General features: G+C 58.3%; 22 protein-coding genes and 1 pseudogene. 10 read left to right on the top strand and 13 right to left on the bottom strand.

From position 1 onward, the window contains the following. Window positions 1-108 precede the first annotated feature (108 nt). The 6 genes and pseudogenes from IM317_RS12660 (at window position 109) to IM317_RS12640 (ending at window position 3946) form a co-directional block, all read left to right on the top strand. Window positions 109-432: an antibiotic biosynthesis monooxygenase gene (locus IM317_RS12660; protein ID WP_033144543.1), complete on the top strand. Its 324-nt coding sequence runs from the start codon at window positions 109-111 to the stop codon at window positions 430-432. A 4-nt stretch (window positions 433-436) separates the two neighbouring features. After that, a pseudogene (locus tag IM317_RS24195) lies at window positions 437-526 on the top strand (amino acid-binding protein); the annotation flags it as partial. Continuing rightward, complete coding sequence (locus tag IM317_RS12655; RefSeq protein WP_033144544.1) at window positions 501-1196, top strand: helix-turn-helix transcriptional regulator; 696 nt, start codon at window positions 501-503, stop codon at window positions 1194-1196. The pseudogene IM317_RS24195 and the gene IM317_RS12655, both read left to right, overlap by 26 nt. Before the next feature lie 149 nt (window positions 1197-1345). Continuing rightward, on the top strand, window positions 1346-1816 hold the full coding sequence (locus tag IM317_RS12650; protein WP_033144545.1) for a MarR family winged helix-turn-helix transcriptional regulator: 471 nt from the start codon (window positions 1346-1348) through the stop codon (window positions 1814-1816). Further along, window positions 1813-2880: an HlyD family secretion protein gene (locus tag IM317_RS12645; protein ID WP_101744430.1), complete on the top strand. Its 1068-nt coding sequence runs from the start codon at window positions 1813-1815 to the stop codon at window positions 2878-2880. Before IM317_RS12650 ends, IM317_RS12645 begins: the two co-directional genes overlap by 4 nt. Beyond that, on the top strand, window positions 2870-3946 hold the full coding sequence (locus tag IM317_RS12640) for a DUF2955 domain-containing protein (protein ID WP_023310256.1): 1077 nt from the start codon (window positions 2870-2872) through the stop codon (window positions 3944-3946). The genes IM317_RS12645 and IM317_RS12640 overlap by 11 nt, the downstream gene beginning before the upstream one ends. Here IM317_RS12640 and IM317_RS12635 read toward each other — a convergent pair. After that, on the bottom strand, window positions 3943-5214 hold the full coding sequence (locus IM317_RS12635) for a DUF445 domain-containing protein (protein ID WP_033144547.1): 1272 nt from the start codon (window positions 5212-5214) through the stop codon (window positions 3943-3945). The two genes, IM317_RS12640 and IM317_RS12635, sit on opposite strands and share 4 nt — an antisense overlap. A 170-nt stretch (window positions 5215-5384) precedes the next feature. On the opposite strand from IM317_RS12635, the gene IM317_RS12630 reads away from it, so the two are divergent. Both IM317_RS12630 and IM317_RS12625 read left to right on the top strand, forming a co-directional pair. After that, the gene (locus IM317_RS12630; RefSeq protein ID WP_010427219.1) at window positions 5385-5672 is read left to right on the top strand and encodes a BrnT family toxin; all 288 of its coding nucleotides are present in this window, start codon (window positions 5385-5387) and stop codon (window positions 5670-5672) included. After that, entirely contained in the window at window positions 5659-5961 is a 303-nt protein-coding gene (locus IM317_RS12625) for a BrnA antitoxin family protein (RefSeq protein WP_033144548.1), read from the top strand. The genes IM317_RS12630 and IM317_RS12625 overlap by 14 nt, the downstream gene beginning before the upstream one ends. Window positions 5962-5991: 30 nt before the next feature. Here the strand turns inward: IM317_RS12625 and IM317_RS12620 are convergent, their stop codons facing one another. Both IM317_RS12620 and IM317_RS12615 read right to left on the bottom strand, forming a co-directional pair. Continuing rightward, the gene (locus IM317_RS12620; RefSeq protein ID WP_033144549.1) at window positions 5992-6630 is read right to left on the bottom strand and encodes a LysE family translocator; all 639 of its coding nucleotides are present in this window, start codon (window positions 6628-6630) and stop codon (window positions 5992-5994) included. A 47-nt stretch (window positions 6631-6677) separates the two neighbouring features. Beyond that, the gene (locus IM317_RS12615; protein WP_033146481.1) at window positions 6678-7421 is read right to left on the bottom strand and encodes an AraC family transcriptional regulator; all 744 of its coding nucleotides are present in this window, start codon (window positions 7419-7421) and stop codon (window positions 6678-6680) included. Window positions 7422-7572: 151 nt separating this feature from the next. Here IM317_RS12615 and IM317_RS12610 point away from each other — a divergent pair, with 151 nt between their 5' ends. After that, window positions 7573-8943: an NAD-dependent succinate-semialdehyde dehydrogenase gene (locus IM317_RS12610; RefSeq protein ID WP_033144550.1), complete on the top strand. Its 1371-nt coding sequence runs from the start codon at window positions 7573-7575 to the stop codon at window positions 8941-8943. 46 nt (window positions 8944-8989) lie between these two features. Here the strand turns inward: IM317_RS12610 and IM317_RS12605 are convergent, their stop codons facing one another. Together IM317_RS12605 and IM317_RS12600 are read right to left on the bottom strand one after the other, a co-directional pair. Further along, a complete protein-coding gene (locus IM317_RS12605; RefSeq protein ID WP_033144551.1) occupies window positions 8990-9310 on the bottom strand; it encodes a hypothetical protein in 321 nt (106 codons plus the stop codon). Next, window positions 9310-9855, bottom strand: a complete 546-nt coding sequence (locus IM317_RS12600) for a YfaZ family outer membrane protein (RefSeq protein WP_023310269.1) — start codon at window positions 9853-9855, stop codon at window positions 9310-9312. The genes IM317_RS12605 and IM317_RS12600 overlap by 1 nt, the downstream gene beginning before the upstream one ends. 411 nt (window positions 9856-10266) lie before the next feature. Between IM317_RS12600 and IM317_RS12595 the strand changes: the two genes are divergently transcribed. Next, window positions 10267-11625 (top strand): esterase-like activity of phytase family protein, encoded by a 1359-nt coding sequence (locus IM317_RS12595; protein ID WP_033144552.1) that lies wholly within the window; start codon window positions 10267-10269, stop codon window positions 11623-11625. A gap of 429 nt (window positions 11626-12054) precedes the next feature. Here the strand turns inward: IM317_RS12595 and yjiA are convergent, their stop codons facing one another. The 8 genes from yjiA to hpaX all read right to left on the bottom strand — a co-directional run bounded on the left by yjiA (window position 12055) and on the right by hpaX (window position 21318). After that, complete coding sequence (yjiA, locus tag IM317_RS12590; protein WP_033144553.1) at window positions 12055-13008, bottom strand: GTPase; 954 nt, start codon at window positions 13006-13008, stop codon at window positions 12055-12057. Between the two features lie 10 nt (window positions 13009-13018). Then, window positions 13019-13222 (bottom strand): YbdD/YjiX family protein, encoded by a 204-nt coding sequence (locus IM317_RS12585; protein ID WP_003856610.1) that lies wholly within the window; start codon window positions 13220-13222, stop codon window positions 13019-13021. A 100-nt stretch (window positions 13223-13322) separates the two neighbouring features. After that, entirely contained in the window at window positions 13323-15476 is a 2154-nt protein-coding gene (locus tag IM317_RS12580) for a carbon starvation CstA family protein (RefSeq protein ID WP_023334384.1), read from the bottom strand. A 191-nt stretch (window positions 15477-15667) separates the two neighbouring features. Beyond that, a complete protein-coding gene (locus IM317_RS12575; RefSeq protein ID WP_033144554.1) occupies window positions 15668-16585 on the bottom strand; it encodes a YafY family protein in 918 nt (305 codons plus the stop codon). 180 nt (window positions 16586-16765) lie between these two features. Then, on the bottom strand, window positions 16766-17278 hold the full coding sequence (locus IM317_RS12570; RefSeq protein WP_033144555.1) for a 4-hydroxyphenylacetate 3-monooxygenase reductase subunit: 513 nt from the start codon (window positions 17276-17278) through the stop codon (window positions 16766-16768). A gap of 17 nt (window positions 17279-17295) precedes the next feature. Then, complete coding sequence (gene hpaB, locus IM317_RS12565; RefSeq protein ID WP_033144556.1) at window positions 17296-18858, bottom strand: 4-hydroxyphenylacetate 3-monooxygenase, oxygenase component; 1563 nt, start codon at window positions 18856-18858, stop codon at window positions 17296-17298. Between the two features lie 177 nt (window positions 18859-19035). Continuing rightward, window positions 19036-19956 (bottom strand): 4-hydroxyphenylacetate catabolism regulatory protein HpaA, encoded by a 921-nt coding sequence (hpaA, locus tag IM317_RS12560; protein ID WP_033144557.1) that lies wholly within the window; start codon window positions 19954-19956, stop codon window positions 19036-19038. 9 nt (window positions 19957-19965) lie between these two features. Further along, window positions 19966-21318, bottom strand: coding sequence for a 4-hydroxyphenylacetate permease (gene hpaX, locus IM317_RS12555; protein ID WP_033144558.1), 1353 nt, complete (start codon window positions 21316-21318; stop codon window positions 19966-19968). Window positions 21319-21324: the final 6 nt, after the last annotated feature.

Raw genomic sequence — 21324 nt, 5'->3', positions numbered from 1 at the left:
ACAGGCCGCATAAGCGCAGCGCCAACCGGCACAACACTTCGCTCTTTGCCGAAGCATCGTTCCTCTCTACCCTGCATTCTCTCTCCAAATCACTACGGAGAGACCATCATGATTGCAGTCATTTTCGAAGCCAAAGCCGCGCCCGCCCATCAGGCGCGCTACCTACAGCTCGCTGCCGAACTCAAACCTCTGCTGGCGGACATCGACGGCTTCATTGATATCGAACGTTTTCAGAGCCTGACGACCGACGGCAAAATCCTGTCGCTTTCCTGGTGGCGCGACGAAGAGGCCGTCCGCCGCTGGAAGCAGAACGTATTCCATCAGGCGGCGCAGGCCGAAGGGCGGGAGTCGATTTTCGCGTACTACCGTATCCGGGTGGCGCAGCTGGTGCGGGAGTACAGTTCCGAAACCGGAGGGCACGCGGATGTATGACGTTCACCTTATTCTGCTGACGGATGATGATAAGCTGGCCGCAGAGATCACCGAACCCTGGGCGACACATGTTAAAAACGAGCCTACCTCCTGATAACGGCGCGGCGCTGGAACAGGCCATTGCCGCGGTGGCTGCCGCAATGGCCGATCCGTCGCGTGTAAAGATGCTGTGCGCGCTGATGGACGGGCGGGCGTGGACCGCTACCGAGCTGAGCGCGGCGGCAGACGTTGCGCCGTCGACCGCCAGCGGCCATCTCGCCCGGCTGGTGGAAGGGCAATTGGTTACCTGCCTGTCGCAGGGGCGGCACCGCTATTATCGTCTGGCGGGGCACGACGTGGCGGCGCTGGTCGAGCATATGATGGGGCTCTCCTGGAGCCGCATCACCCCGCCGGAAACAACCGCGCCGAAAGCCATGCGCGAGGCCCGAACCTGCTACGACCATCTTGCCGGAAGGGTTGCGGTGCAAATCTACGATTTTATGCAGGCGGAAGGCTGGCTGGAGGCAGACGGTTCAGCGCTCACGCCGTATGGCCGCGAGCAGTTCCTGACGCTCGGCGTTTCGTTAAGCGCTCACCCGCGCCGAAAAGCCTGCTGCGCCTGTCTGGACTGGAGCGAGCGGCGGTTTCATCTGGGCGGTGAGGCGGGCGCGGCGCTGCTCATTCATCTGGAAAGCAAAGGGTGGATCCAGCGGGTGGCGGGGTACAGGGAGGTGGTGGTGACGGCTTCGGGGAAAAGTGCCGTTCAGAGACTTTTTAGCCGCTAAACTCTGCTGCGGGCTGGTGCCCTCACCCCGACCCTCTCCCACGGGGAGAGGGAGAAAATCGTTTCGCAATTCCTGCTCTTTTACCTCTCGTTTCTTGATACTTACCCTGATAACTATTATCGTTACCGCGTGTGACGAGAGGTTTCCCCATGAGCGAAGAAGAACTGTTTAGCCGCAGGCCGATGGGCATGCGGATGGCGATGATCGTGCGCCAGTGGCGTGCGGTAATCGACGACGCCATTCTCGATACCGGGTTAACCCAGTCGAGCTGGACGGTGATGATGCAGCTTCATCAGCTCGGGGATAACGTCTCCGTGAGTGAGCTGGCGGAGGTGCAGGGCATTGAACTGCCGCCGCTGATGCGCACCCTGACACAGCTGGAAAAGCAGGGTTACCTGCTGCGCTCCGTATCGCCTTATGACAAGCGCATCCGGCTTCTGACGCTGACGCCTGAGGGAAAAGCCATATTAAAAAGGCTCACTCAGGTGATTGAGACCTATCAGGCGCGCGTATCGCAAAACATCGCGCCGGAACATATCGATATTTTCAGCGCCACCCTGAATCAATTCGCCTGCAATTTGCGGACAATCCGCGAAGAAGATAATAAGACCGAAAAATAATGACCCCTGAACAAAAGTTTGCCCGCTGGGTAAGGGTGAGTATTGCCTCTTTCCTGCTGATGTTTGTCTACTTTATCGTCGCGGATATCTGGATCCCGCTGACGCCGGACTCCACCGTGATGCGTGTGGTGACGCCGGTTTCTCCGCGCGTCTCCGGCTACGTGGCGGCGGTACATGTCCACAACAACAGCCAGGTGAAGAAAGGCGATCTGCTGTTTGAGCTCGACGACACGCCGTTTCGCAATAAAGTGGAAGCGGCGCAAATCGCGCTTGAGCAGGCACGCCTTTCCAACGAACAGCTGGATGCGCAGATCGCTGCCGCGCAGGCTAGCCTGAAAACCGCCGTGCTGACCGCGCGTAACGACAAAGTGACCTTCGACCGCTACCAGAAGCTGAGCACCCTGCAGAACGTCTCGCAGGCGGATCTGGATAAGGTTCGCACCACCTGGCAGAGCAGCGAGCAGTCCGTCAGCTCTATCCAGGCCAATATCCATAACCTGCGCATTCAGCGCGGCGAGCGGGACGAGCATCGCAACGTGACGCTGCAAAAATACCGTAACGCGCTGGATGACGCGGAGCTTAACCTCGGCTGGACGAAGGTCTACGCCCAGGCGGACGGCACGGTCAGTAATCTGCAGTTAAGTCCCGGTTTCTATGCCTCATCCGGCTCCGCCGCGCTGGCGCTGGTGAACAACCAGACCGATATCGTCGCTGATTTTCGCGAGAAGAGCCTGCGCCATACCCATCAGGGCACCGATGCCGCCGTGGTGTTTGACGCCTTTCCGGGGCACGTTTTCCGCGCCCACGTGACCAGCAGCGACGCGGGAATACTGGCGGGTCAGGAGGCCGTTAACGGTCAGCTGTCCGAACCTGAAACCTCCAACCGCTGGGTGCGCGATGCCCAACGCATGCGCATTCACGTGACGCTGGATGAAGCGCTGCCGAAGCATCTGCCGACCGGCGCCCGCGCGACCGTGCAGCTCTACAACAGCGAAGGGCCGTTTGCGCGCTTTTTCTCCGGGATGCAGATCCACCTGGTGAGCCTGCTTCACTATGTCTATTAGCACCCTGGCGCGGGTGTTTACCCCGCACGGCAACATCGTCTATACGGCAAACGACTTTCGCCAGACCCTGCGCATCGTCTTCGCCGGGATGATTGCGCTGAGCATCTCCAGCTTCTACAACACCAGCTACGGCGTATTTTTCGTGGTCTACCCGATCATGCTCCTGTCGCTGGTGCCGGTGTTTAACCGCCACGTGGCGAAGCAGTTTATCTTCAGCGCCGCGCTAAACTGCGTCGAAATGATCTTCATCATCGGCTATCTGTCGCAATGGCCGGTCATCATGACGCTGGTGGTGTTCGCCCTGTACGTAATGCGTTTTCGCTTTATGAGCAAGGGGCCGCTGTTCCTGTTTGGCTCAATGGGCGTGGTGTGCCAGAGCGTGATGCTCAACTTTATGAGCTACCCCACCACCAGCTGGCACACGCTGCTGTTTTCCAACATCGAAGCGAGCGTGATGGCGGTGTGCCTGAGCGCGCTGATGAACTATCTCCTGCCGGACGTGGAGCCCCGCAGGCCGCCGCCGCTGATTGAGAAAGACGATGCCCGCGTGCGCCACGAGTCGCTGCTCTCCGGCACCGTCGCGACGCTAATATTCGTGGTGTTTCAGATTAGCGACTTAAGCGATTCGCTTTCGGCGCTGATGGCGGGGATTTTGATTCTGTTCCCCATGCACTACCGCGGTTCGGTGATGAGCTCGATCTGGCGCGTGGTCGGCGTGGTGCTGGGCTGTCTCTACATTCTGGTGGTGCAGCTGATTCTCTACGATCACAGCAGCCATATGCTATTGATGATGCCGCTGATCGGCCTCGGGCTGGCGTTTGGCGCGCGCCTGCACGTGATGGAAAAGGTGGGCGCGGGCGTGGGATTTTCCAGCATCACGACCATCGGCATTATGTTCGGGCAGAACATGCACCCGGACACTGACCTGGTGTTCAGCGATCTCTACCGCATCACCTCCGTTACCTTTTCGCTGGTCGCAACGCTGACGATGGTCTTCCTGGTGCACCTGATCCTCAACCGCTTTGAGGCGACGCGCTACGTCATCGCGCCGCCCAAAGTAGATTAATGCCCCAGCACGGCAGGCAGCTGCGAGAGTAAAAACAGGATCAGGCCTATCGTCCCGCCGACCAGCGTGCCGTTGACGCGGATGAACTGCAGGTCTTTTCCGATATTGAGCTCAATCTGTCGGGACATGTCTTTGGCGTCCCAGCTTTTGACCGTGTCGCTGATGTGGCGCGTCAGGAACGCGGCGGAATCCGGCGCGAGGCGGTGCGCGGCCTGCTCCAGATGTTCGTTCAGCGACGCCCGCAGGCTGGCGTCGTTAGACAGCGTTTCGCCAAACCACAGCCCGGCGTTGGCGATGCGCTGCTTCACGCGCGAATCCTCGCTTTGCATATCCGCTTTCAGCCACTGGCGCAGGTCGGCCCACATCTCTCCCAGATAGCGGTTAAACGCCTCATCGTTTTTCAGGTAGTGCTTGATGTTGTCGGCTTTCGCCGCCATTTCCGGATCGTTTTTCAGGTTGTCGATAAGCTTCAGCGTGGCGCGGTCGAACGCCTGGCGGATCTGGTGCGTGCGGTCGTGGCTGATATCGTCCAGCAGCGCGTTCACCGCGTTCGACACCATCTCCGCGCTTTGATCGCCCAGCCACTCGGTGGGCAGCACCATCGCTTTGCGCGGGTGTTCGGTCTTCAGCCAGTGGACAATCTGATCGGCAATAAAGTCCCGCGTGCTCTCCCGCTGAATCAGGGTAATCAGACGGTTGATGATCGCATCCAGCAGCACCTGGTGGCGGTTGTTTTTGGTCATGCTCTCCAGCATCACGGCGCTGGTTTCGGTGAAATCGACCTTGTCGATGGCCTTATGCACCGCCCGTTTGAGCAGGCGCTGAATGCGTCCATCGTCGGTGAGTTCGAGAAAACCGCTCATCACCTGCATCAAGTGCAGCCCGACGCGCTGAGCGTTGTCGGGCTTGCTGAACCAGGCGCCGATCATCTGGGCAGGTTCATAGCGGCGGATGAGTGCCACCAGCGACTGGGTATCAAGAAACTTCTCCTGCACAAACTGGCCGAGATTGTCGCCGATCCGGTCTTTATTGCGCGGGATAATCGCCGTATGGCGCGAGATAAACGGAATGGGCACCCGGCGGAACAGCGCAACTACGGCAAACCAGTCTGCCAGCGCGCCGACCATCGCCGCCTCGGCAATGGCCTTCACGCCGCGCACCCAGAAGGTCTGCGGCAGGAACAGGGTGGTGATAAACGCCGCGGCGGCAACCAGCAGCAGCGACAGCGCCAGCAGCTTGGCGCGTTTGAGTTCAGCTATTTTTTCCATGGGTTAAGGATAGAGGGAAGCGGGGGGAAAGTGCAAAGAAGGAGAAGGACCTCCGCGTTTCAGCTTCTGGAATGCGCCTTCAGATATTGAAATTGAACGATGTCGACCGGTTCAATTTACGAACGTTTTGTATATGCTTTTTTGTATATACAATAAGGGAAGGGTACACTATGCCAACGGAGTTTGAATGGGATACCAACAAAGCGAAAAGCAATCTCATTAAGCATGGGATCCGCTTTGAAGAAGCTGTTCTGGTGTTTGACGATCCTTACCATTTATCTTTGCAGGATCGTCATGAAAATGGAGAGTTCCGTTGGCAGACCATTGGCCTTGTACATGGTCTAATTGTCATTATGGTCGCACACACGGTACGTTTTGAAAGTGGTGACGAAGTCATTCGAATCATTAGCGCACGAAAGGCGGACCGTAAAGAGAGGAGCCGTTATGAGCATGGTTAAACATAAACGCGGTAGTGCGCCTGAGATGAGTGCTCGCCGTGAGGCTGAGCTCAAAGCACTAGCCGAAAAATCGGAAGCAGAGATTGATTACAGCGATATCCCTGCCACGGGAGATGAACAGTGGTCAGGGGCGGTGCGAGGGAAGTTCTATCGGCCACTCAAAACTCAGGCGTCTGTACGTATCGACGCTGACGTGATGGAGTGGCTTAAACGGCCTGGAAAAGGTTACCAGACGAGGCTCAATGCCATTTTGCGTGAAGCTATGCTGCGCGATCAAAACAAAAAATAAGCAACGGGCGGCGTCAGGCTGCCCGCTATCTCAGCGTATATTTTCCAGTAGCCGCCACAGCACCCACCCGCCAAATCCCATCAGCACCACCCCCGCCGTGCGCTCAATCCACCACAGCGAACGGCTGAGCTTCTGTTGTACCGCCGATAGCCCCATCAGCGACACCAGCGCGACATCCCACGCCAGCACCACCATCACCATCCAGACGCCGCAGGTCGCCTGCTGAAGCAGCGTGACGTCCGGCCCCAGCAAGGCCGTCATCAGCGCCAGATAGAACAGCGCGTTCTTCGGGTTTAGCAGCGCCGAACCGAGCCCCAGCAGGATCTGCTTTTGCCGTGAGGGAAAGCGCTGGTGGGTTTCATTCAGCGCCAGCGCCTGCTGGCGGCTGCGAATCAGATGCGAGCCGATCCACAGCAGGTACAGCGCCCCGCAAAGTTCGATAAGGGTAAACAGCCACGTAAACTGGCGCAGCGCGCTCCAGCCGATAATCACCAGAAGAATATAGAGCGCGTTGCCCGCGGCGATGCCGAGGCACAGTCCGGCGCTGCCGCGTAGCCGATAGCGCGCGGCATAGCCCACGAGCAGGAAGAAATCCGGGCCCGGGCTTAGCAGGGCGACAAAGTGCGCCAGCGCCAGGGCGAGAAAAGCGGAAGGGAAGAACAGTTCCATAGCGACCTCCTTTAACAATCCGAGGTCAGAGTACGGCGCTGCAGAGCCTATTTATTGTCTGATATTGATCGGCCGGTGGCGTACTGGCGCGGCGTGGCGGCGGTATAGCTGACGAAGGTCTTATGAAAATGGCTCTGGTCGGCAAAGCCGCTCTGGTAGCCAACGTCGGCAATATCGTCCCCGGCACGTAGCCGCACCTTGGCGTACTCCACGCGGGAGATGTTGAGAAAACTGCCCGGCGTCAGGCCGGTGTCCTGCCTGAAGGTGCGGATCAGCGTCTCCTTGCGCAGCGAGAAGCGTTGGGCAAGCTCGTCGAGGGAAGGCGGGCAGGTGAGATCGGAAAGAAACGCCTGCTGAATCTGCTGGCTGGTTGCGCGAAGCGCGTCAGCGTTATCCGCGGCGCGGGGAAGGGCAGAAAGCAGGGTCTCAAGGGACGCCGGAGACAGGGTCTCAACAACGTCCAGGTAATGGGCAAACAGGGTTGGGCTACGAATCACCTGTAGCGCCAGCGGAAGCCCGGTGTCGATGTAGAGCATATGGTAGCTGCGCGGTTGCCCGGCGACGGGGTTGCAGCTGTGCGGCACACCGGCCGGGATCGCGATGAGGTCCCCGGGGTTAAGGATGTACTCTCTGTCATGACACAGGCAGCAGGTCTGGCCCTCCACAATCGCGCCGATGGAGAGCTGAGGGTGACTGTGGCGTTTGTACGCCTGCGTACTCTGCCAGGTGCTGCGTAGCTCAAGGCCTGAGGCGCGGTGAAAAGTCTGGCGGATATGTCGGGTATCGGTCATGGGCGCTCCTTCTGAAGATTTTTTATACCACGTCAGCGAACCGTCCGGCAGCGCTTCATTAAGAACCTTCCGGATATACCCAACTTTACGTCCATAGCCAGTCATGTTGACTACCCTTAATACCCTAAGCGGTAAAACAAGGAGATTCGACATGGCTTATCAGACAGTAAATCCTGCCACTAACCAGCTCATCAAAGAATACCCCTCACATACCGACGCGGATATCGAAGCGGCGCTGAAGGCGGCCGATGCGCTTTATCATTCGGACTGGGCGAAAGGCGACATCAGCCAGCGCCTGCCGGTGCTGCATAAGCTTGCCGATCTGATCGACGAGCGTGTGGAGGATCTGGCGAAAATCGCCAGCCAGGAGATGGGTAAGCTCATCGAACAGAGCCGCGGCGAGGTGAAGCTGTGCGCGCAGATCGCCCGCTACTACGCCGACAACGCGAAGCGGTTCCTGGCCCCGGAGAAGTACGACTCTGAGCTCGGTGAAGCCTGGGTGGAGCATCACCCCATCGGCGTGCTGATGGCCGTTGAGCCGTGGAACTTCCCGTACTACCAGCTGATGCGCGTCCTGGCGCCAAACCTGGCGGCGGGTAACCCCGTCATCGCCAAACATGCCAGCATCGTGCCGCACTGCGCCGAGACCTTTGCCCATCTGGTGCGCGAGGCGGGGGCGCCGGAAGGGGCGTGGACCAACCTGTTTATCTCGTCCGAGCAGGTGGCGAATATCATTGCTGACGATCGCGTGCAGGGCGCCGCATTAACCGGCTCCGAAAAGGCCGGCAGCGCGGTGGCCGCGCAGGCGGCGAAGCACATTAAGAAATCCACGCTGGAGCTGGGCGGTAACGACGTGTTCGTGGTGCTGGACGATGCAGACCTTGAGAAGGCCGTGAAAATTGGCGTTAACGCGCGGCTCAACAACGCCGGGCAGGTCTGTACCGCGGCGAAGCGCTTTATCCTGCATGAAAAGATTGCGGATGCCTTCCTGAGCAAATTCACCGAGGCGTTTAAGCAGGTGAAGATTGGCGATCCGCTGGACGAAAGCACCACGCTGGGGCCGCTGTCGTCTAAAGATGCGCTCGAAACGCTGACCAGACAGGTTAACGAGGCGGTGAAAAACGGCGCCACGCTGCACTATGGCGGCAAACCGGCGCAGCGCGACGGGAGTTTCTTCGAACCGACGATCCTGACGAATATCTCCCGCGATAACCCGGCGTATTTCGAAGAGTTCTTCGGCCCGGTGGCGCAGATGTACGTGGTGAAAAACGACGACGAGGCGGTCGCGCTGGCGAACGACTCCCACTACGGCCTGGGCGGGGCGGTATTCAGCCAGAATATCGAGCGCGCGAAGAAAATGGCGTCGCGGATTGAGACCGGGATGGTGTACATCAACTGGCTCACCGATACCGCGCCAGAGCTGCCGTTCGGTGGCGTGAAGCGCTCCGGCTACGGGCGCGAGCTGTCGGATCTGGGGATCAAAGAGTTTGTGAACCAGAAGCTGGTGGTGGTGCATAAGTAAGAGGTCATAAAAAAACCTGCCAGCCGGCAGGTTTTTTTTAAAGGGATTATTGCACTTCGATCTTGTCCCAGCCGCTTTTGAACATGCAGCTGTCGACTAGCGTATCCCGGCGATATTCGTTCGCGTCTTCAACCGTGTAGCTCGTGGAAATATCCTTTTTCTTGTTCTTTTTGTCCGTTTTTTCCGAGCTCGAGCCGGTCACGACGTTATCCGGGGGCAGATCGATCAGCGCCTGCGCTTCGCATTCCGTGAGCTTTTTATTCATTTCCGCATCGCTGACGCCCGGTTTCACCCATTTGTACTGGACGCAGCCGGCGAGCATCAGCGTGAGGCTCAGAACGCAAAGCGCGGTAATGCGGTGTTTCATCAGAAGGTGACTCCACCGCCTACGTATGCGCCGTCAATCAGCGTGTGGCCAGGACGACCGTCTTTGCCGTCCACGCTCACGTGGCGGTAGCCCACTTTCAGGGTCACTGGCGTAATTGGCGTCCAGCTTACGCCGCCGTTGGCTTCGACGTAGTTTTTCACGCTGTTGTTCAGGCCTTCTGGTGCGACATAGCCTTCACCGTACACGTGGATGCTGTCGGTCAGGGCAACGTTTACGCCGCCGCCAATCGGGAACGCCACGCCGTTATCGCCTTTTTTCGGGCCGAGGTAGATGGCTTTTGCGCCCGCGTTCAGCATCACCGGGCCAAGACCCAGGTTGTAGCCTGCGCCCACGCCGCCGGTCTGGGTACCGTCGTCGGTGTTTTTCAGCCAGTTACTTTCGAGATAAACACCGGATGAGGATTTCCCCATTTCCAGATTGAGGTTGGTAAAGTTTTTACCCTGCTCAACGGTGCCGCCCATCGCCAGTGCGGAACCCGATACGGCAGCCAGAGCAGAAAGAAGAAGGATATTCAGTTTTTTCATGTTTTTTGCCTCGTCATTAAATTCATCTGGGCGCACCTTAACAAGCGATGTTAATGACTGCAAATGTGATATAAATCGCTGTTTTATACTGATATTGTTAACTTTTTTATTGAAGTTGTTGCAATGATGTTTGATTGTCGGGGTGTCAACAGGGGATGTTTTTAGCGTTTAGGAACCGTTTAGTTTTTTGACTAAACATAAACTGAACGAGGCGGGGATAGTGATTTGAGATGAATTAATTGGGTTTCTAATAATTTCCAAAAATGTTTCGCCTGTCACACAAAACAACAAAGCCTTACATTTCGAGCGATGAATATACGTTCAATCGCGCAGGCCGTTTTACCTTCCATGTCATTTTTCTGACACGTTTATTCTTTACGTTGTTGGCTTCACTAACTGGATGCTAACAATATGAAAAGAAAAATTATTCCTGTGCTAATCGGCTGTGCGCTCTCTTTCTCTGGCCTGGCGGCGCAGCCCACTGCTGAGCGCTATGTCGTCAGCTTCCCTGAAGGCTCCCAGGTGAGCTACAGCGGCGCGTTTGCCAGCGCGTTTCCGGACGGACTCCCCGTGGGAATCGGTTCTGGCCTGCTGTTTACGGGCAAGCAGGGCGACGCCCTGACCTTTGCGACCGTGACCGATCGCGGTCCAAACGCCGATGCGCCAAAAATGGGTAAAAACGAAGCCAAAATATTTGTCACGCCAGATTTCGCGCCGCTGCTGATGACCATCCGCGTTCAGAACGGCAAAGCGGAGGCTGTCGACGCCCGCCCGCTGCATGATGATAAAGGCGAGATCAACGGTCTGCCGCTGCAAAGCGGCGTGATTGGCTCCACCAATGAAGTGGCGTTCAGCGACACCCTCAAGATCCTGAAGGGTGACAACCGTGGGCTGGACACGGAAGGCATCACCCCGGACGGCAAAGGCGGCTACTGGCTGTGCGACGAATATGGCCCGTTCCTGATTAACGTCGACAGCAAAGGGAAGATCCTGGCGATCCACGGGCCGCAGGCCGCGGAAGGGGAGAAATCCATCGCGGGCGGCCTGCCAAACATTATCAAATGGCGCCAGGCGAACCGGGGCTTTGAAGGCCTGACCCGGATGCCGGACGGGCGGATTATCGCCGCCGTGCAAAGCACGCTGGATATTGACGGCAAGAGCAAAAAGCAGGCGCTGTTTACGCGTCTGGTGAGCTTCGACCCGGCGACCGGGAAAACGGCGATGTACGGTTACCCTATCGACAGCGCGGCCTACAGCAAAAACAGCGACGCCAAAATCGGCGACATCGTGGCGCTCGATGACCAGCACATCCTGCTGATTGAGCAGGGAAGCGATAAAAACGACGGGATGCGTAACCTGATTTACAAGGTGGATCTCAGCAAGGCGAGCGACCTTTCCGCCTTCGACAAGCCGGGCGAGTACCCGGAGTTTGATGATGAGAAAACCCTGGTGCAGCGCGGCATTACCCTTGCGGCTAAAACACAGGTCGTCGATCTGCGCGCGCTGGGCTGGCTGCAGGAGAAGGCCGAAGGGCTGGCGTTGATCGACAGCAAAACGCTTGCGGTAGCGAACGATAACGACTTTGGCGTAAAGGTGGCGATGCAAAACCCGGTCGAGGGCAAGAAGCTCAAGGATTATCGGGTGAACGCGGAAGGCAAGCTGACGCTGGATGATAAGCCGGTGGAAACCACGCTCAGCGTGAAGCCGCTGAAGAAGCCGGAGTCGGACAGCGAGCTGTGGATTGTGACGCTGCCGGAGGCGGTGAAATAAGTATCCCCACAAAATAATGCCTGCACAGACGCCCCCTCTCCCTTGAGGGAGAGGGCTGGGGTGAGGGGGAACATACGGCTCTAGTGGTCATTCCGTTCACTTCATGTTCCTTGCTACTCTGTAACGGCATGACCGGTGAACGTGCCAGGGTGGCTCAATCGCCACCACCCTGGCGACCCGGGCTCCCGGCGGTAAATCGCCGCTTCGCGGTGCCCTCAGCTTATTCCTTCAGGCTATCGGGTCGGGCATGAGCCTGCATCCCTGCAGGCCACGCCCTCTCGGCGCATCCCTGCGCCTCGCCCCGGCCTTACGGAAACGCTTCGGCGATTTACAGCCGGACCAGGGCGTCGCTGTAAGTCATTAATTAACCTGAAGCAACGTTCATCGCTTCAGGTTAATAAATTACTGGGCAGAGGGGATGCATGGCTGTTATTTCTTCAGACCCGCAAACGCCGCCCGAATTTCTTCTTCCGGGAGTTGGATACCGATAAACACCATCACGCTGTGCGGCGCTTCCTCGCCCCAGGGGCGATCCCAGTCGGCGCTGTACAGGCGCTGCACGCCCTGGAACAGCAGGCGGTTCGGCTCGCCGTCAATCCACAGCATCCCTTTGTAGCGCAGCAGCTTGTCGGCAAACGACAGCAGCAGGTTTTCCATCACGCGCGAAACCTCGCTGATGTCCACCGGGTAGTCCAGCTCCACCACTATCGACGCCACGTCGTTTTGCCTGTCTCCCATAAAGTGGAAGCGCGGCTTTGCGGTGACGTTCTCTTCCAGCATAAAGCCGTTGGTATTGAACAGCTGAGACAGAGCGATGTCTCCGTGCGTCACCGTGTAAACCGGCGCGCGGGAGTTAATGCGCGTCAGGCGCTCGCGCAGCTTAACGCTTTCGCCCGCCACGTCGGTTTTGGTCAGCAGGATGCGGTCGGCGTAGCCCACCTGAGACTGGGCGATGGTGAACTGGTTCATCTGCTCGTCGGCGTGAACCGCGTCGACGAGGGCAATGACGCCGTCCAGCAGGTAGCGCTGGCAGAGGATCTCGTGAGAGAAAAAGGTCTGAATAATCGGGCCGGGGTCGGCCATGCCGGTGCACTCGATCACCAGGCGGTCAAAGTCGATCTCGCCGCGATCGCGGCTGTCGAGCAGGTCCAGCAGGGCGTCTTCTAATTCGTTAGAGCGGGTGCAGCAGATGCAGCCGTTGGTCAGGGTTTTGATCTGGGTGGCGCGATCGCCGATCAATTGATCGTCAACGGAGACCTCGCCGAATTCGTTTTCGATGACGGCGATTTTGAAGCCGTGCTGTTCGTTCAGGATGTGGCGCAGCAGGGTGGTTTTACCGGCGCCGAGGAAACCGGTCAGCAGGGTAACGGCAATCGGGGTCATGGTCTCTCCTTTAGCAGCAGCGAACGCCGCCTTCTCCACTTCCGCCGTAGCGCGCTTCCTGACGCTCGCGGAAGAATTCGGTGTAGGTCATGTACGGCTTATCCGGATGGTTGGTCTTCATATGCTCAACGTAGTTGTCATAGTCCGGAATGCCAATCAGCATTTTCGCCGCCTGACCGAGGTATTTTTTTGCTTCGCCTAAGTTACCAAACATTGTGGGTTCCAGACAGAAAAAGCCCGGCGATGTGAGTCCGCTAGGCTTATGTTTCCCTCACCCCAGCCCTCTCCCAAAGGGAGAGGGGGAGGATTGCGGATTAATGGTGTGAAGAGGTCTTCACGCCGCCTTCCGGCACCGGCACGTACGGGGTTTCTTTATCCGTACGGCCGTCGGCGTTGCGCACGTTCAGCCAGGTTTTGATGCCGTAGAAAATAATGCTGTACACCACCACCAGGAACAGAATGCTCAGACCCGCGTTGGTGTAGTTGTTCACCACGATATGGTTCATGTTGGCAATCTGCTGAGCGGTCAGGTCCGCGCCGCCTGCGGCAATCTTCTCTTTGTACTGGTTAGCCATGAAGAAGAAGCCTTCCAGCTGCGGGTTGGCGCTGAACAGCTTCAGGCCAAGCGCCCAGGTGGTGCAGAGCAGCAGCCACAGCGCAGGAACAACGGTTACCCAGATGTATTTGGTGCGCTTCATCTTCACGAGGACCACGGTACCCAGCACCAGAGCAACGGCTGCGAGCATCTGGTTAGAGATACCGAACAGCGGCCACAGGCTCTTCACGCCGCCGAGCGGGTCGACAACGCCCTGATACAGCAGGTAGCCCCACAGGCCTACGCAGCCCGCAGTACCCAGAATACCCGCCACCAGAGAGTCGGTTTTCTTCAGGAACGGCACGAAGTTACCGAGCAGGTCCTGCAGCATGAAGCGGCCCGCACGGGTACCGGCGTCCAGCGCGGTCAGGATGAACAGCGCTTCGAACAGAATACCGAAGTGGTACCAGAAGCCCATGTCCGCCCACGGCAGCACCTTGTGGAACACGTGTGCGATACCGACGGCCAGCGTCGGCGCGCCACCGGCGCGGTTCAGTACGGACGGTTCGCCGATGTCCTTCGCGGTTTGCATGATCTGCTCAGGCGAAATCACGAAGCCCCAGGAGCTGACGGTCGCCGCCGCGTGTGCGCTCGCGTCCTTCAGCTGCGCCATAATCAGCGCCGCGTTGTCACCGCCCATTTCGTGCAGGTTTGGCATGGTGATGCCGAGGCCCGCAGGCGGGGTGTTCATCGCGAAGTAGAGACCCGGTTCGATAATGGAGGCTGCAACCAGCGCCATGATCGCCACGAAGGACTCCATCAGCATTGCGCCGTAGCCGATCAGACGCGCGTCTTTCTCGTTCGCCAACAGCTTAGGCGTGGTACCGGAGGCAATCAGGGCGTGGAAGCCGGAGACCGCACCGCAGGCGATGGTGATGAACAGGAACGGGAACAGGGCGCCTTTCCACAGCGGGCCGGTACCGTCGATGTACTGGGTTACTGCCGGCATTTTCAGGTCCGGGTTAATCACCAGGATACCGATCGCCAGACCAACGATAACGCCGATTTTGAGGAAGGTCGCGAGGTAGTCACGCGGGGCCAGAATCAGCCAGACCGGCAGCAGCGCGGAGATAAACGCATAGCCAATCAGCGCGAAGGTAATGGTAGTGTCCTTGAAGGTCAGCGCCGGGCCCCAGTACGGGTCGTGCGCAATCACGCCGCCGAAGTAGATAGACGCTACCAGCAGCACGATACCAATCACCGACACTTCACCCACGCGGCCCGGACGCAGGAAGCGCATGTAGATACCCATGAACAGCGCAATCGGCACGGTTGAGCAGACGGTGAAGACACCCCACGGGCTTTCGGCCAGCGCTTTCACCACGATCAGGGCCAGCACCGCGAGGATGATGATCATAATCAGGAAGCAGCCGAACAGCGCGATAGTCCCCGGCACGCGGCCCATCTCTTCTTTGACCATCTCACCCAGAGAGGCCCCGTTACGGCGAGAAGAGATAAACAGCACCATAAAGTCCTGCACCGCACCCGCCAGCACTACGCCGGCGAGCAGCCACAGGGTTCCCGGCAGGTAGCCCATCTGCGCGGCCAGCACCGGGCCGACCAGCGGGCCTGCGCCAGCGATAGCGGCAAAGTGGTGACCAAACAGCACGTAGCGGTTGGTTGGCACGTAGTTCAGGCCGTCATTGTTAATGACCGCCGGGGTGGCGCGCGTCGGGTCGAGCTTCATGACCTTCTGCGCGATGTACAAGCTGTAGTAGCGATAAGCAACAAGATAGACGGAAACCGACGCGACCACGATCCACAGGGCGCTTACGTGTTCGCCCCGGCGTAATGCGACAACCGCCAGACAGAAAGCGCCGAGGATCCCGAGTAAGGCCCAGGGCACGTGCTTCAGTAGTTTTTTAGTATCCATAGTAAGACCTGGTTTTTTATGTAAAGAAAAAAGGGTCAGGGTTCGTTGTGAGGAGGTATTGATTAATGCTGGAGCGATCGTGCCAGATCCTCGCGCGTGTAAAGGACGGTAAATGAATGAGTGGTTGAAAGTGCCGGGTGAGCGGTCAAAGGGGGCGACGAGCGGTTCCGGCTCGCCGCCAGGGGGCGAAATTATGTGATTGAGATCACTTGATTATTCGGGTTACGCTCCACCGCCAGATAGTTCTCCAGCGTTCTAATCAGTTTTTCCTTCAGCCAGTTCGGTTCCAGAATCTGAATGTGGGGCAGCCAGTAGAACAGCAGCGGTAGGATCTGGTTCTCGTGCGCCGCCTGGCAGCGCAGCGTGACGCCGCCCTGCTGCTCCTCCAGCAGCTCCTGTTCCGGCAGAAGATCGCGGCGCAGGAAGTAATGTGAAATATTATCTTTGATAAATATTTTCACCGCGAAAGTATTTTCAGACACCCAGGGATCGAGGCTTTTCTCCAGCAGCTCAAGGACATTTTCTTCGGGCGTGAAGGTCGTTTTCTGAATATCAAACCAGCTAATCTGGCTCAATGAGAAGGATTTCAGGCGGCTATTTTCGGTGGCTTGTAAATACCATATATTTTTTTTGTTAATGAGTTTATAGGGATTAATCAGACGGGTTTTTCCCTTATAAACGATCTGACAAACATTATGGTTTTTAATCGATCTCTCGATTTTCGTTAAATGACGGCGAATATCACGTTCTACCGTGTGTTCTGCCTCATTTCCAAGAATGAGAATATGGTTTTCGTCAACGCGCGTTTCAAGCTTTTGCCAGAATTCCATATTTCTTTCAGGGAAAAAGCTGTCAGCATTCAGGAAGTTAGCAAGGGTGTGATGTAAGCCTTGTCCGCCGGGCGATTGTGCAGAATGGATCAGCCGATATAGCCCGTTACCGGTATGCTCAACAATGGGAGAGAGGGCATTTAAATCCCGGTAGACGGTACGCTCGGTAATTTTAAATTTTTCCATTAGCGCACTGCGGTTTACCACACCGTTTAAATGTAGCTCAACCAGAATATCGACCAGACGTTCAGCCGAGCGGCTCCGCGTCGTTTTAGCCATAAGGTCATCCTGTATATTTAGGTATGCGCTGAATGATGCGGATGCACTGACAAAGGGTGTCAGTATTCAGTCACAGAAAATTTCTCTTATGGGTATATAACGGCGTGATTTAGCGGAAACCTTAGGAGTTTTTGTAGAAAGCGGCGCTGGCCGGAAAAAAAGGCCAGCGCGAGGGGGGGATCACACGGCGGCTTCCGCCTCCAGCATGACCGGGTGGAAACGGCGCTTGAAGTAGATCAGACCGTGTCCCGCGTCACTCAGAATGATGTTCTTAACTTCAACAAGGTAGACAAGATGCGTGCCGATGGTTTGCACCTGGCTAATCTCGCCCTCAAGGCTGGCGAGCGCGCCCTTGAGCACCGGCTGCGCCAGCGGTCCTTTCTGCCAGCAGGAGAGGGTAAAGCGCTCCTCCATCGTCATACCGGTCATCCCCGCAAAATGGCGAGCCATGATCTCCTGTTCGTGGTTCAGCACGTTAACGCACAGCCTGCCGTTGCCCTGAAATACCGGGTTCATGGCGCTGTTGGCGTTGATGCACACCATAACCGACGGCGGGGTGTCCGTGACCGAACAGACGGCGGTGGCAGTAATGCCGCAGCGGCCCGCCTCGCCCTCGGTGGTGATCACATTAACCGCCGCCGACAGGCTGCTCATTGCGTCGCGAAAACGCAGGCGTTGTTCATCTGAATGCATTGCAACCTCCCGCTGCGCTATTTCAGCAGCTTGTCGAGCATGTTGATATCGCTGTTGTTGTGCAGGTGCGGCACCGTCCAGCCGTGCTGGTCGTATTCGGACATGCAGCGGTCAACCATCGCCATCATCTTGTCCATGTTGCCGGAGCTTTGCGCCTGGCGCAGACACTGCAGGCGGATCTCATCCTGGCTGCCGGAGTAGTTGATTTCGTACAGCTCGTGACGGCCGCCAAACTCGCTGCCGATGGCGTCCCACATCAGCTTCAAAATCTTGATGCGTTCGACGTGATCCATGCCGTTGGAGCCGCGCACGTACTTCGCCAGATACTGGTCGATCTGCGGGTTGTTCAGATCCCGGGCGCTGGACGGCAGGTAGATCAGCCCGGACGTCACGTTACGCTCGATGATGTTCTTGATCTTCGCGTAGGCCATCGGCGCCATCACGCGGTAGGTTTGCAGCGCGGCGTGATCCGGCAGATACGCGCCGTTGACCCACGGGGTGGCTTCGGAGCACATGGAGTCGCTCAGCGCCCAGAACATGTTGCGCCAGGCCACCACTTCGCCGAGATCGGCCTGCACGCCGCGGAACTCCAGGGTGCCGGTGCACTCCAGGGATTTCTTCAGCAGGGCGGTGATGAAGTCGAGCTTCACCGCCAGGCGAACGCAGGCCTGCAGCGGGTACATCCGCGCAAAGCCGCCTTCCATCGTCCAGCGACGGCAGCGGTCGAAATCGCGGTAGATCAGCACGTTTTCCCACGGGATCAGCACATGATCCATCACCAGGATCGCGTCGTTCTCGTCGAAGCGGCTGGAGAGCGGGTAGTCGTACGGGGATCCGGTTGCGCCTGCCACCATCTCGTAAGAGGCGCGGGAGATCAGCTTCACGCCTTCGGCATCCATCGGCGCGACGAACATCAGCGCGAAGTCCGGGTTTTCGCCCATCACCTGCGCGGAGCCGAAGCCGATCATGTTGTAGTGGGTCAGCGCCGAGTTGGTTGCCACCACTTTCGCGCCGCTGACGATAATCCCGGCGTCGGTCTCTTTCTCCAGCTTGATGTAGACGTCTTTCACCTCGTCCGCCGGCTTGTGGCGGTCGATCGGCGGGTTAACGATGGCGTGGTTGAAGTACAGGCCGGTTTCCTGAATGCGGGTGTACCAGTTGCGGGCGTTCTGTTCGAACTGGCCGTAGAAGGCCGGGTTGGCGCCGAGCGCGCAGCCGAACGCGGCTTTGTAATCCGGCGTGCGGCCCATCCAGCCGTAGCTCAGGCGCGACCACTCGGCGATGGCGTCGCGCTGCTGGCGCAGGTCGTCGGCGCTTTTCGCCACGCGGAAGAACTTGTGGGTATAGCCGCCGCTGCCGGTGTCGGTGCCCCAGCAGAGCGTGTCCTGCATCTCCGGCTTGTGCAGCGCGTCGTACATCTGCGCGATGGAGGCCGCCGCGTTGCGAAACGCCGGGTGGGTGGTGACGTCTTTGACGCGCTCGCCGTAGATGTAAATCTCACGGCCGTCCTGCAGGCTTTTTAAATACTCTTCGCCGGTTAACGGACGTTTGGCATCAGCGCGGAAATCTTCAGGCTTCATAGGGACCTCGTATCGGAATAGAGTTGTTAAATTTATGTTTTGTTTTTGTTGTTTAATTGAAGCCTGAGAGGGGCGGAGCGTGAAGGGACGATTGGGACAACGACGAGTACTTTTCGCGAGAGATCGCAGAGTGTGATTTCCCTCACCCTAACCCTCTCCCAAAGGGAGAGGGGACGGTTACTCCCTCTCCCTTTGGGAGAGGGGAACAGGCGACACCGGTACTTTCTGCGCCCGATACGCGCTCGGCGAACACCCCACTAAGCGATTAAAAAAACGGGCAAAATAGGCCGGATCCTTAAACCCCAGCTGCCAGGCAATGTCGCTGACCGCGCTGTCGGAGAAGAGCAGCAGCCGCCTGGCTTCCCGCAGCTGGCGGTCGAAGATCAGCCGCTTCGGCGGTCGGTTGGCGAAGCGGCGGCAGATATCGGTCAGGCGGGATTCGGTCAGGTGCAGCTCGCTGGCGTATTCCGGCACAGTCCAGTGCTGGTGGTAGTGGGCATCTATCAGCTGGGTAAAGCGCTGGAACAGCTTCAGCTCGCCGCGCATGCCGCCCGAAGCGTGGTCGTCGAGCTTCGCGTTGCGCAGCAGCAGGGTAAACACCGCCTGCGCCAGCAGGACCAGAGTATGTTCGCGCCCCGGCAGCTGTTCCGTGGATTCCCGGGCGATAAGCTGCCAGTAGTGCTTCAGCGCCGCCAGCTCGTCCGGCCTGTCGGCCAGCGACAGGCAGATCCCCGGCAGGCCAAACGCTTCCCGCGTGCCGGGGTAGAGCACCTCCAGCAGCGGCCAGATCAGATCCTCGCGCACCGTCAGCACGTGTCCGTCGCTGTCGGATTCGGTGATAAACGCGTGCGGCACCGACGGCGGCGTGAGGACGAACAGCGGAGCCTGCACCGAGTAGCGGTGATCGTCGAGCTGGAGCTCAATCTGCCCGGTATCGAGAAAGTGCATCTGAAAATACTGGTCGTGACGGTGCGCCTGCATGTCGCGGCCAAAAAAGGCCGCCATGCGCGCGAACGACTGGTAGTGCACATCGTCGGTGCCCAGACTTTCGTCGTACTCCTTGCTGATGTCGATGTTGGTAATGGGGCTCTGGCACATGGCGGCTCCCTAGTGGATCTTATGCGCCGCGACGCCCGGCTCGCGCTCAAGGCTTTCGCGCTGCGTCATCGGGATGCGCGTCAGCACCAGCGCGCCGACCACCAGCAGCCCGGCCACAAACCACAGTCCGGAGCTGAAGCTGCCGGTCGCATCACGCAGAATGCCGATCAGCAGCGGGCTGACGGCGGATCCGACGTTGCCGATGGCGTTGATCACCGCCAGCGCCACCGCGCGGGACTGCAGGCTAATCACCCGATCCGGCGTGGTCCAGAATATCGCCATGGCGGTAAAGGATCCGGTTGAGGCCATAATGATGCCAAGCAGCTGGATCAGGCTGTGATCGGTGGCCGAGGCCAGCATCCATCCCGCCGCGGCGAACAGGTACGGCAGGATGGTGTGCTTTTTTCGCTCTTTCAGCCTGTCGGAGCGTCGGCTCCACCAGATCATCCCGAGAATGGTGCAAAACTGCGGGATCGCCGCCAGCAGGCCGATGACGATATTGCTGCTTCCCGTGTTGAAGCTTTGCAGGATCTGCGGCGTCCAGATGTTGATGGCGCTGAGCGTGTTGGTCAGGCAGAAGTAGGCCAGCGTGTAGAGCAGCACCGCCGGGGTCAGCACTTCGCGCAGCGTCGATCGCGGCGTGACGGACTGGACAATGGCGACCTCCTGCTCGCGGGCGATCATCGTTTTCAGCGCCTGCTTTTCGTCGTCGTCGAGCCAGGTAGCTTGATCCGGCGTGTCGTTGAGATAAAACCAGGTCACCACGCCGAGCACCACCGACGGCAGCCCCTCCAGCAGGAACAGCCACTGCCAGCCCTTCAGGTTCCACAGCCCATCCATCGCCAGAATGTAGCCGGAGAGGATCGAGCCGAGCATCATGGTCACCGGCATGGCGATCATAAACAGCGCGTTGGCGCGGGCGCGGTGATAGGCCGGGAACCACCATGTGAGGTAGACCAGGATCCCCGGCAGGAAGCCCGCTTCGGCAATGCCCACCAGCATGCGCAGAACGTAGAGCGTTTCAGGGCTGGTGGCAAACATGGTGCAGGTGGAGGCGATGCCCCACACCACCATGATCCCGGCGATCCAGCGCCGCGCGCCGATCTTCGCCAGCATGATGTTGCTCGGGATCCCGCACAGCACGTAGGTGACGTAAAACAGCGTCGCGGCCAGGCCAAACATGGTCGACGTAAGGCCCAGATCTTTGCCCATCGTCAGCCCGGCAAAGCCGATGTTGATGCGATCGAGAAACGAAAAGACAAACAGGATGAAGAGAAAGACGATCAGGCGTCGGAACAGCTTGTTAATGGCGCGATGTTCAACAGCTTTATTATCATGGGTTTGCAGGGTAGAGGTCGTCATGGTGCG

The organism is Enterobacter cloacae complex sp. S3 (assembly GCF_014930495.1).
Lineage (GTDB): Bacteria > Pseudomonadota > Gammaproteobacteria > Enterobacterales > Enterobacteriaceae > Enterobacter > Enterobacter asburiae_B.
The sequence above is the reverse complement of the archived record's forward strand: the minus strand, read 5'-3'. Positions and strand labels throughout refer to the sequence as shown.

What these genes read in the sequence shown, in the direction of transcription:
- IM317_RS12660 (WP_033144543.1), top strand. Translation starts at nt 109, where the DNA reads ATGATTGCAGTCATTTTCGAAGCCAAAGCCGCGCCCGCCCATCAGGCG.
- IM317_RS12655 (WP_033144544.1), top strand. Translation starts at nt 501, where the DNA reads ATGTTAAAAACGAGCCTACCTCCTGATAACGGCGCGGCGCTGGAACAG.
- IM317_RS12650 (WP_033144545.1), top strand. Translation starts at nt 1,346, where the DNA reads ATGAGCGAAGAAGAACTGTTTAGCCGCAGGCCGATGGGCATGCGGATG.
- IM317_RS12640 (WP_023310256.1), top strand. Translation starts at nt 2,870, where the DNA reads ATGTCTATTAGCACCCTGGCGCGGGTGTTTACCCCGCACGGCAACATC.
- IM317_RS12635 (WP_033144547.1), bottom strand. Translation starts at nt 5,214, where the DNA reads ATGGAAAAAATAGCTGAACTCAAACGCGCCAAGCTGCTGGCGCTGTCG.
- IM317_RS12630 (WP_010427219.1), top strand. Translation starts at nt 5,385, where the DNA reads ATGCCAACGGAGTTTGAATGGGATACCAACAAAGCGAAAAGCAATCTC.
- IM317_RS12625 (WP_033144548.1), top strand. Translation starts at nt 5,659, where the DNA reads ATGAGCATGGTTAAACATAAACGCGGTAGTGCGCCTGAGATGAGTGCT.
- IM317_RS12620 (WP_033144549.1), bottom strand. Translation starts at nt 6,630, where the DNA reads ATGGAACTGTTCTTCCCTTCCGCTTTTCTCGCCCTGGCGCTGGCGCAC.
- IM317_RS12615 (WP_033146481.1), bottom strand. Translation starts at nt 7,421, where the DNA reads ATGACCGATACCCGACATATCCGCCAGACTTTTCACCGCGCCTCAGGC.
- IM317_RS12610 (WP_033144550.1), top strand. Translation starts at nt 7,573, where the DNA reads ATGGCTTATCAGACAGTAAATCCTGCCACTAACCAGCTCATCAAAGAA.
- IM317_RS12605 (WP_033144551.1), bottom strand. Translation starts at nt 9,310, where the DNA reads ATGAAACACCGCATTACCGCGCTTTGCGTTCTGAGCCTCACGCTGATG.
- IM317_RS12600 (WP_023310269.1), bottom strand. Translation starts at nt 9,855, where the DNA reads ATGAAAAAACTGAATATCCTTCTTCTTTCTGCTCTGGCTGCCGTATCG.
- IM317_RS12595 (WP_033144552.1), top strand. Translation starts at nt 10,267, where the DNA reads ATGAAAAGAAAAATTATTCCTGTGCTAATCGGCTGTGCGCTCTCTTTC.
- yjiA (WP_033144553.1), bottom strand. Translation starts at nt 13,008, where the DNA reads ATGACCCCGATTGCCGTTACCCTGCTGACCGGTTTCCTCGGCGCCGGT.
- IM317_RS12585 (WP_003856610.1), bottom strand. Translation starts at nt 13,222, where the DNA reads ATGTTTGGTAACTTAGGCGAAGCAAAAAAATACCTCGGTCAGGCGGCG.
- IM317_RS12580 (WP_023334384.1), bottom strand. Translation starts at nt 15,476, where the DNA reads ATGGATACTAAAAAACTACTGAAGCACGTGCCCTGGGCCTTACTCGGG.
- IM317_RS12575 (WP_033144554.1), bottom strand. Translation starts at nt 16,585, where the DNA reads ATGGCTAAAACGACGCGGAGCCGCTCGGCTGAACGTCTGGTCGATATT.
- IM317_RS12570 (WP_033144555.1), bottom strand. Translation starts at nt 17,278, where the DNA reads ATGCATTCAGATGAACAACGCCTGCGTTTTCGCGACGCAATGAGCAGC.
- hpaB (WP_033144556.1), bottom strand. Translation starts at nt 18,858, where the DNA reads ATGAAGCCTGAAGATTTCCGCGCTGATGCCAAACGTCCGTTAACCGGC.
- hpaA (WP_033144557.1), bottom strand. Translation starts at nt 19,956, where the DNA reads ATGTGCCAGAGCCCCATTACCAACATCGACATCAGCAAGGAGTACGAC.
- hpaX (WP_033144558.1), bottom strand. Translation starts at nt 21,318, where the DNA reads ATGACGACCTCTACCCTGCAAACCCATGATAATAAAGCTGTTGAACAT.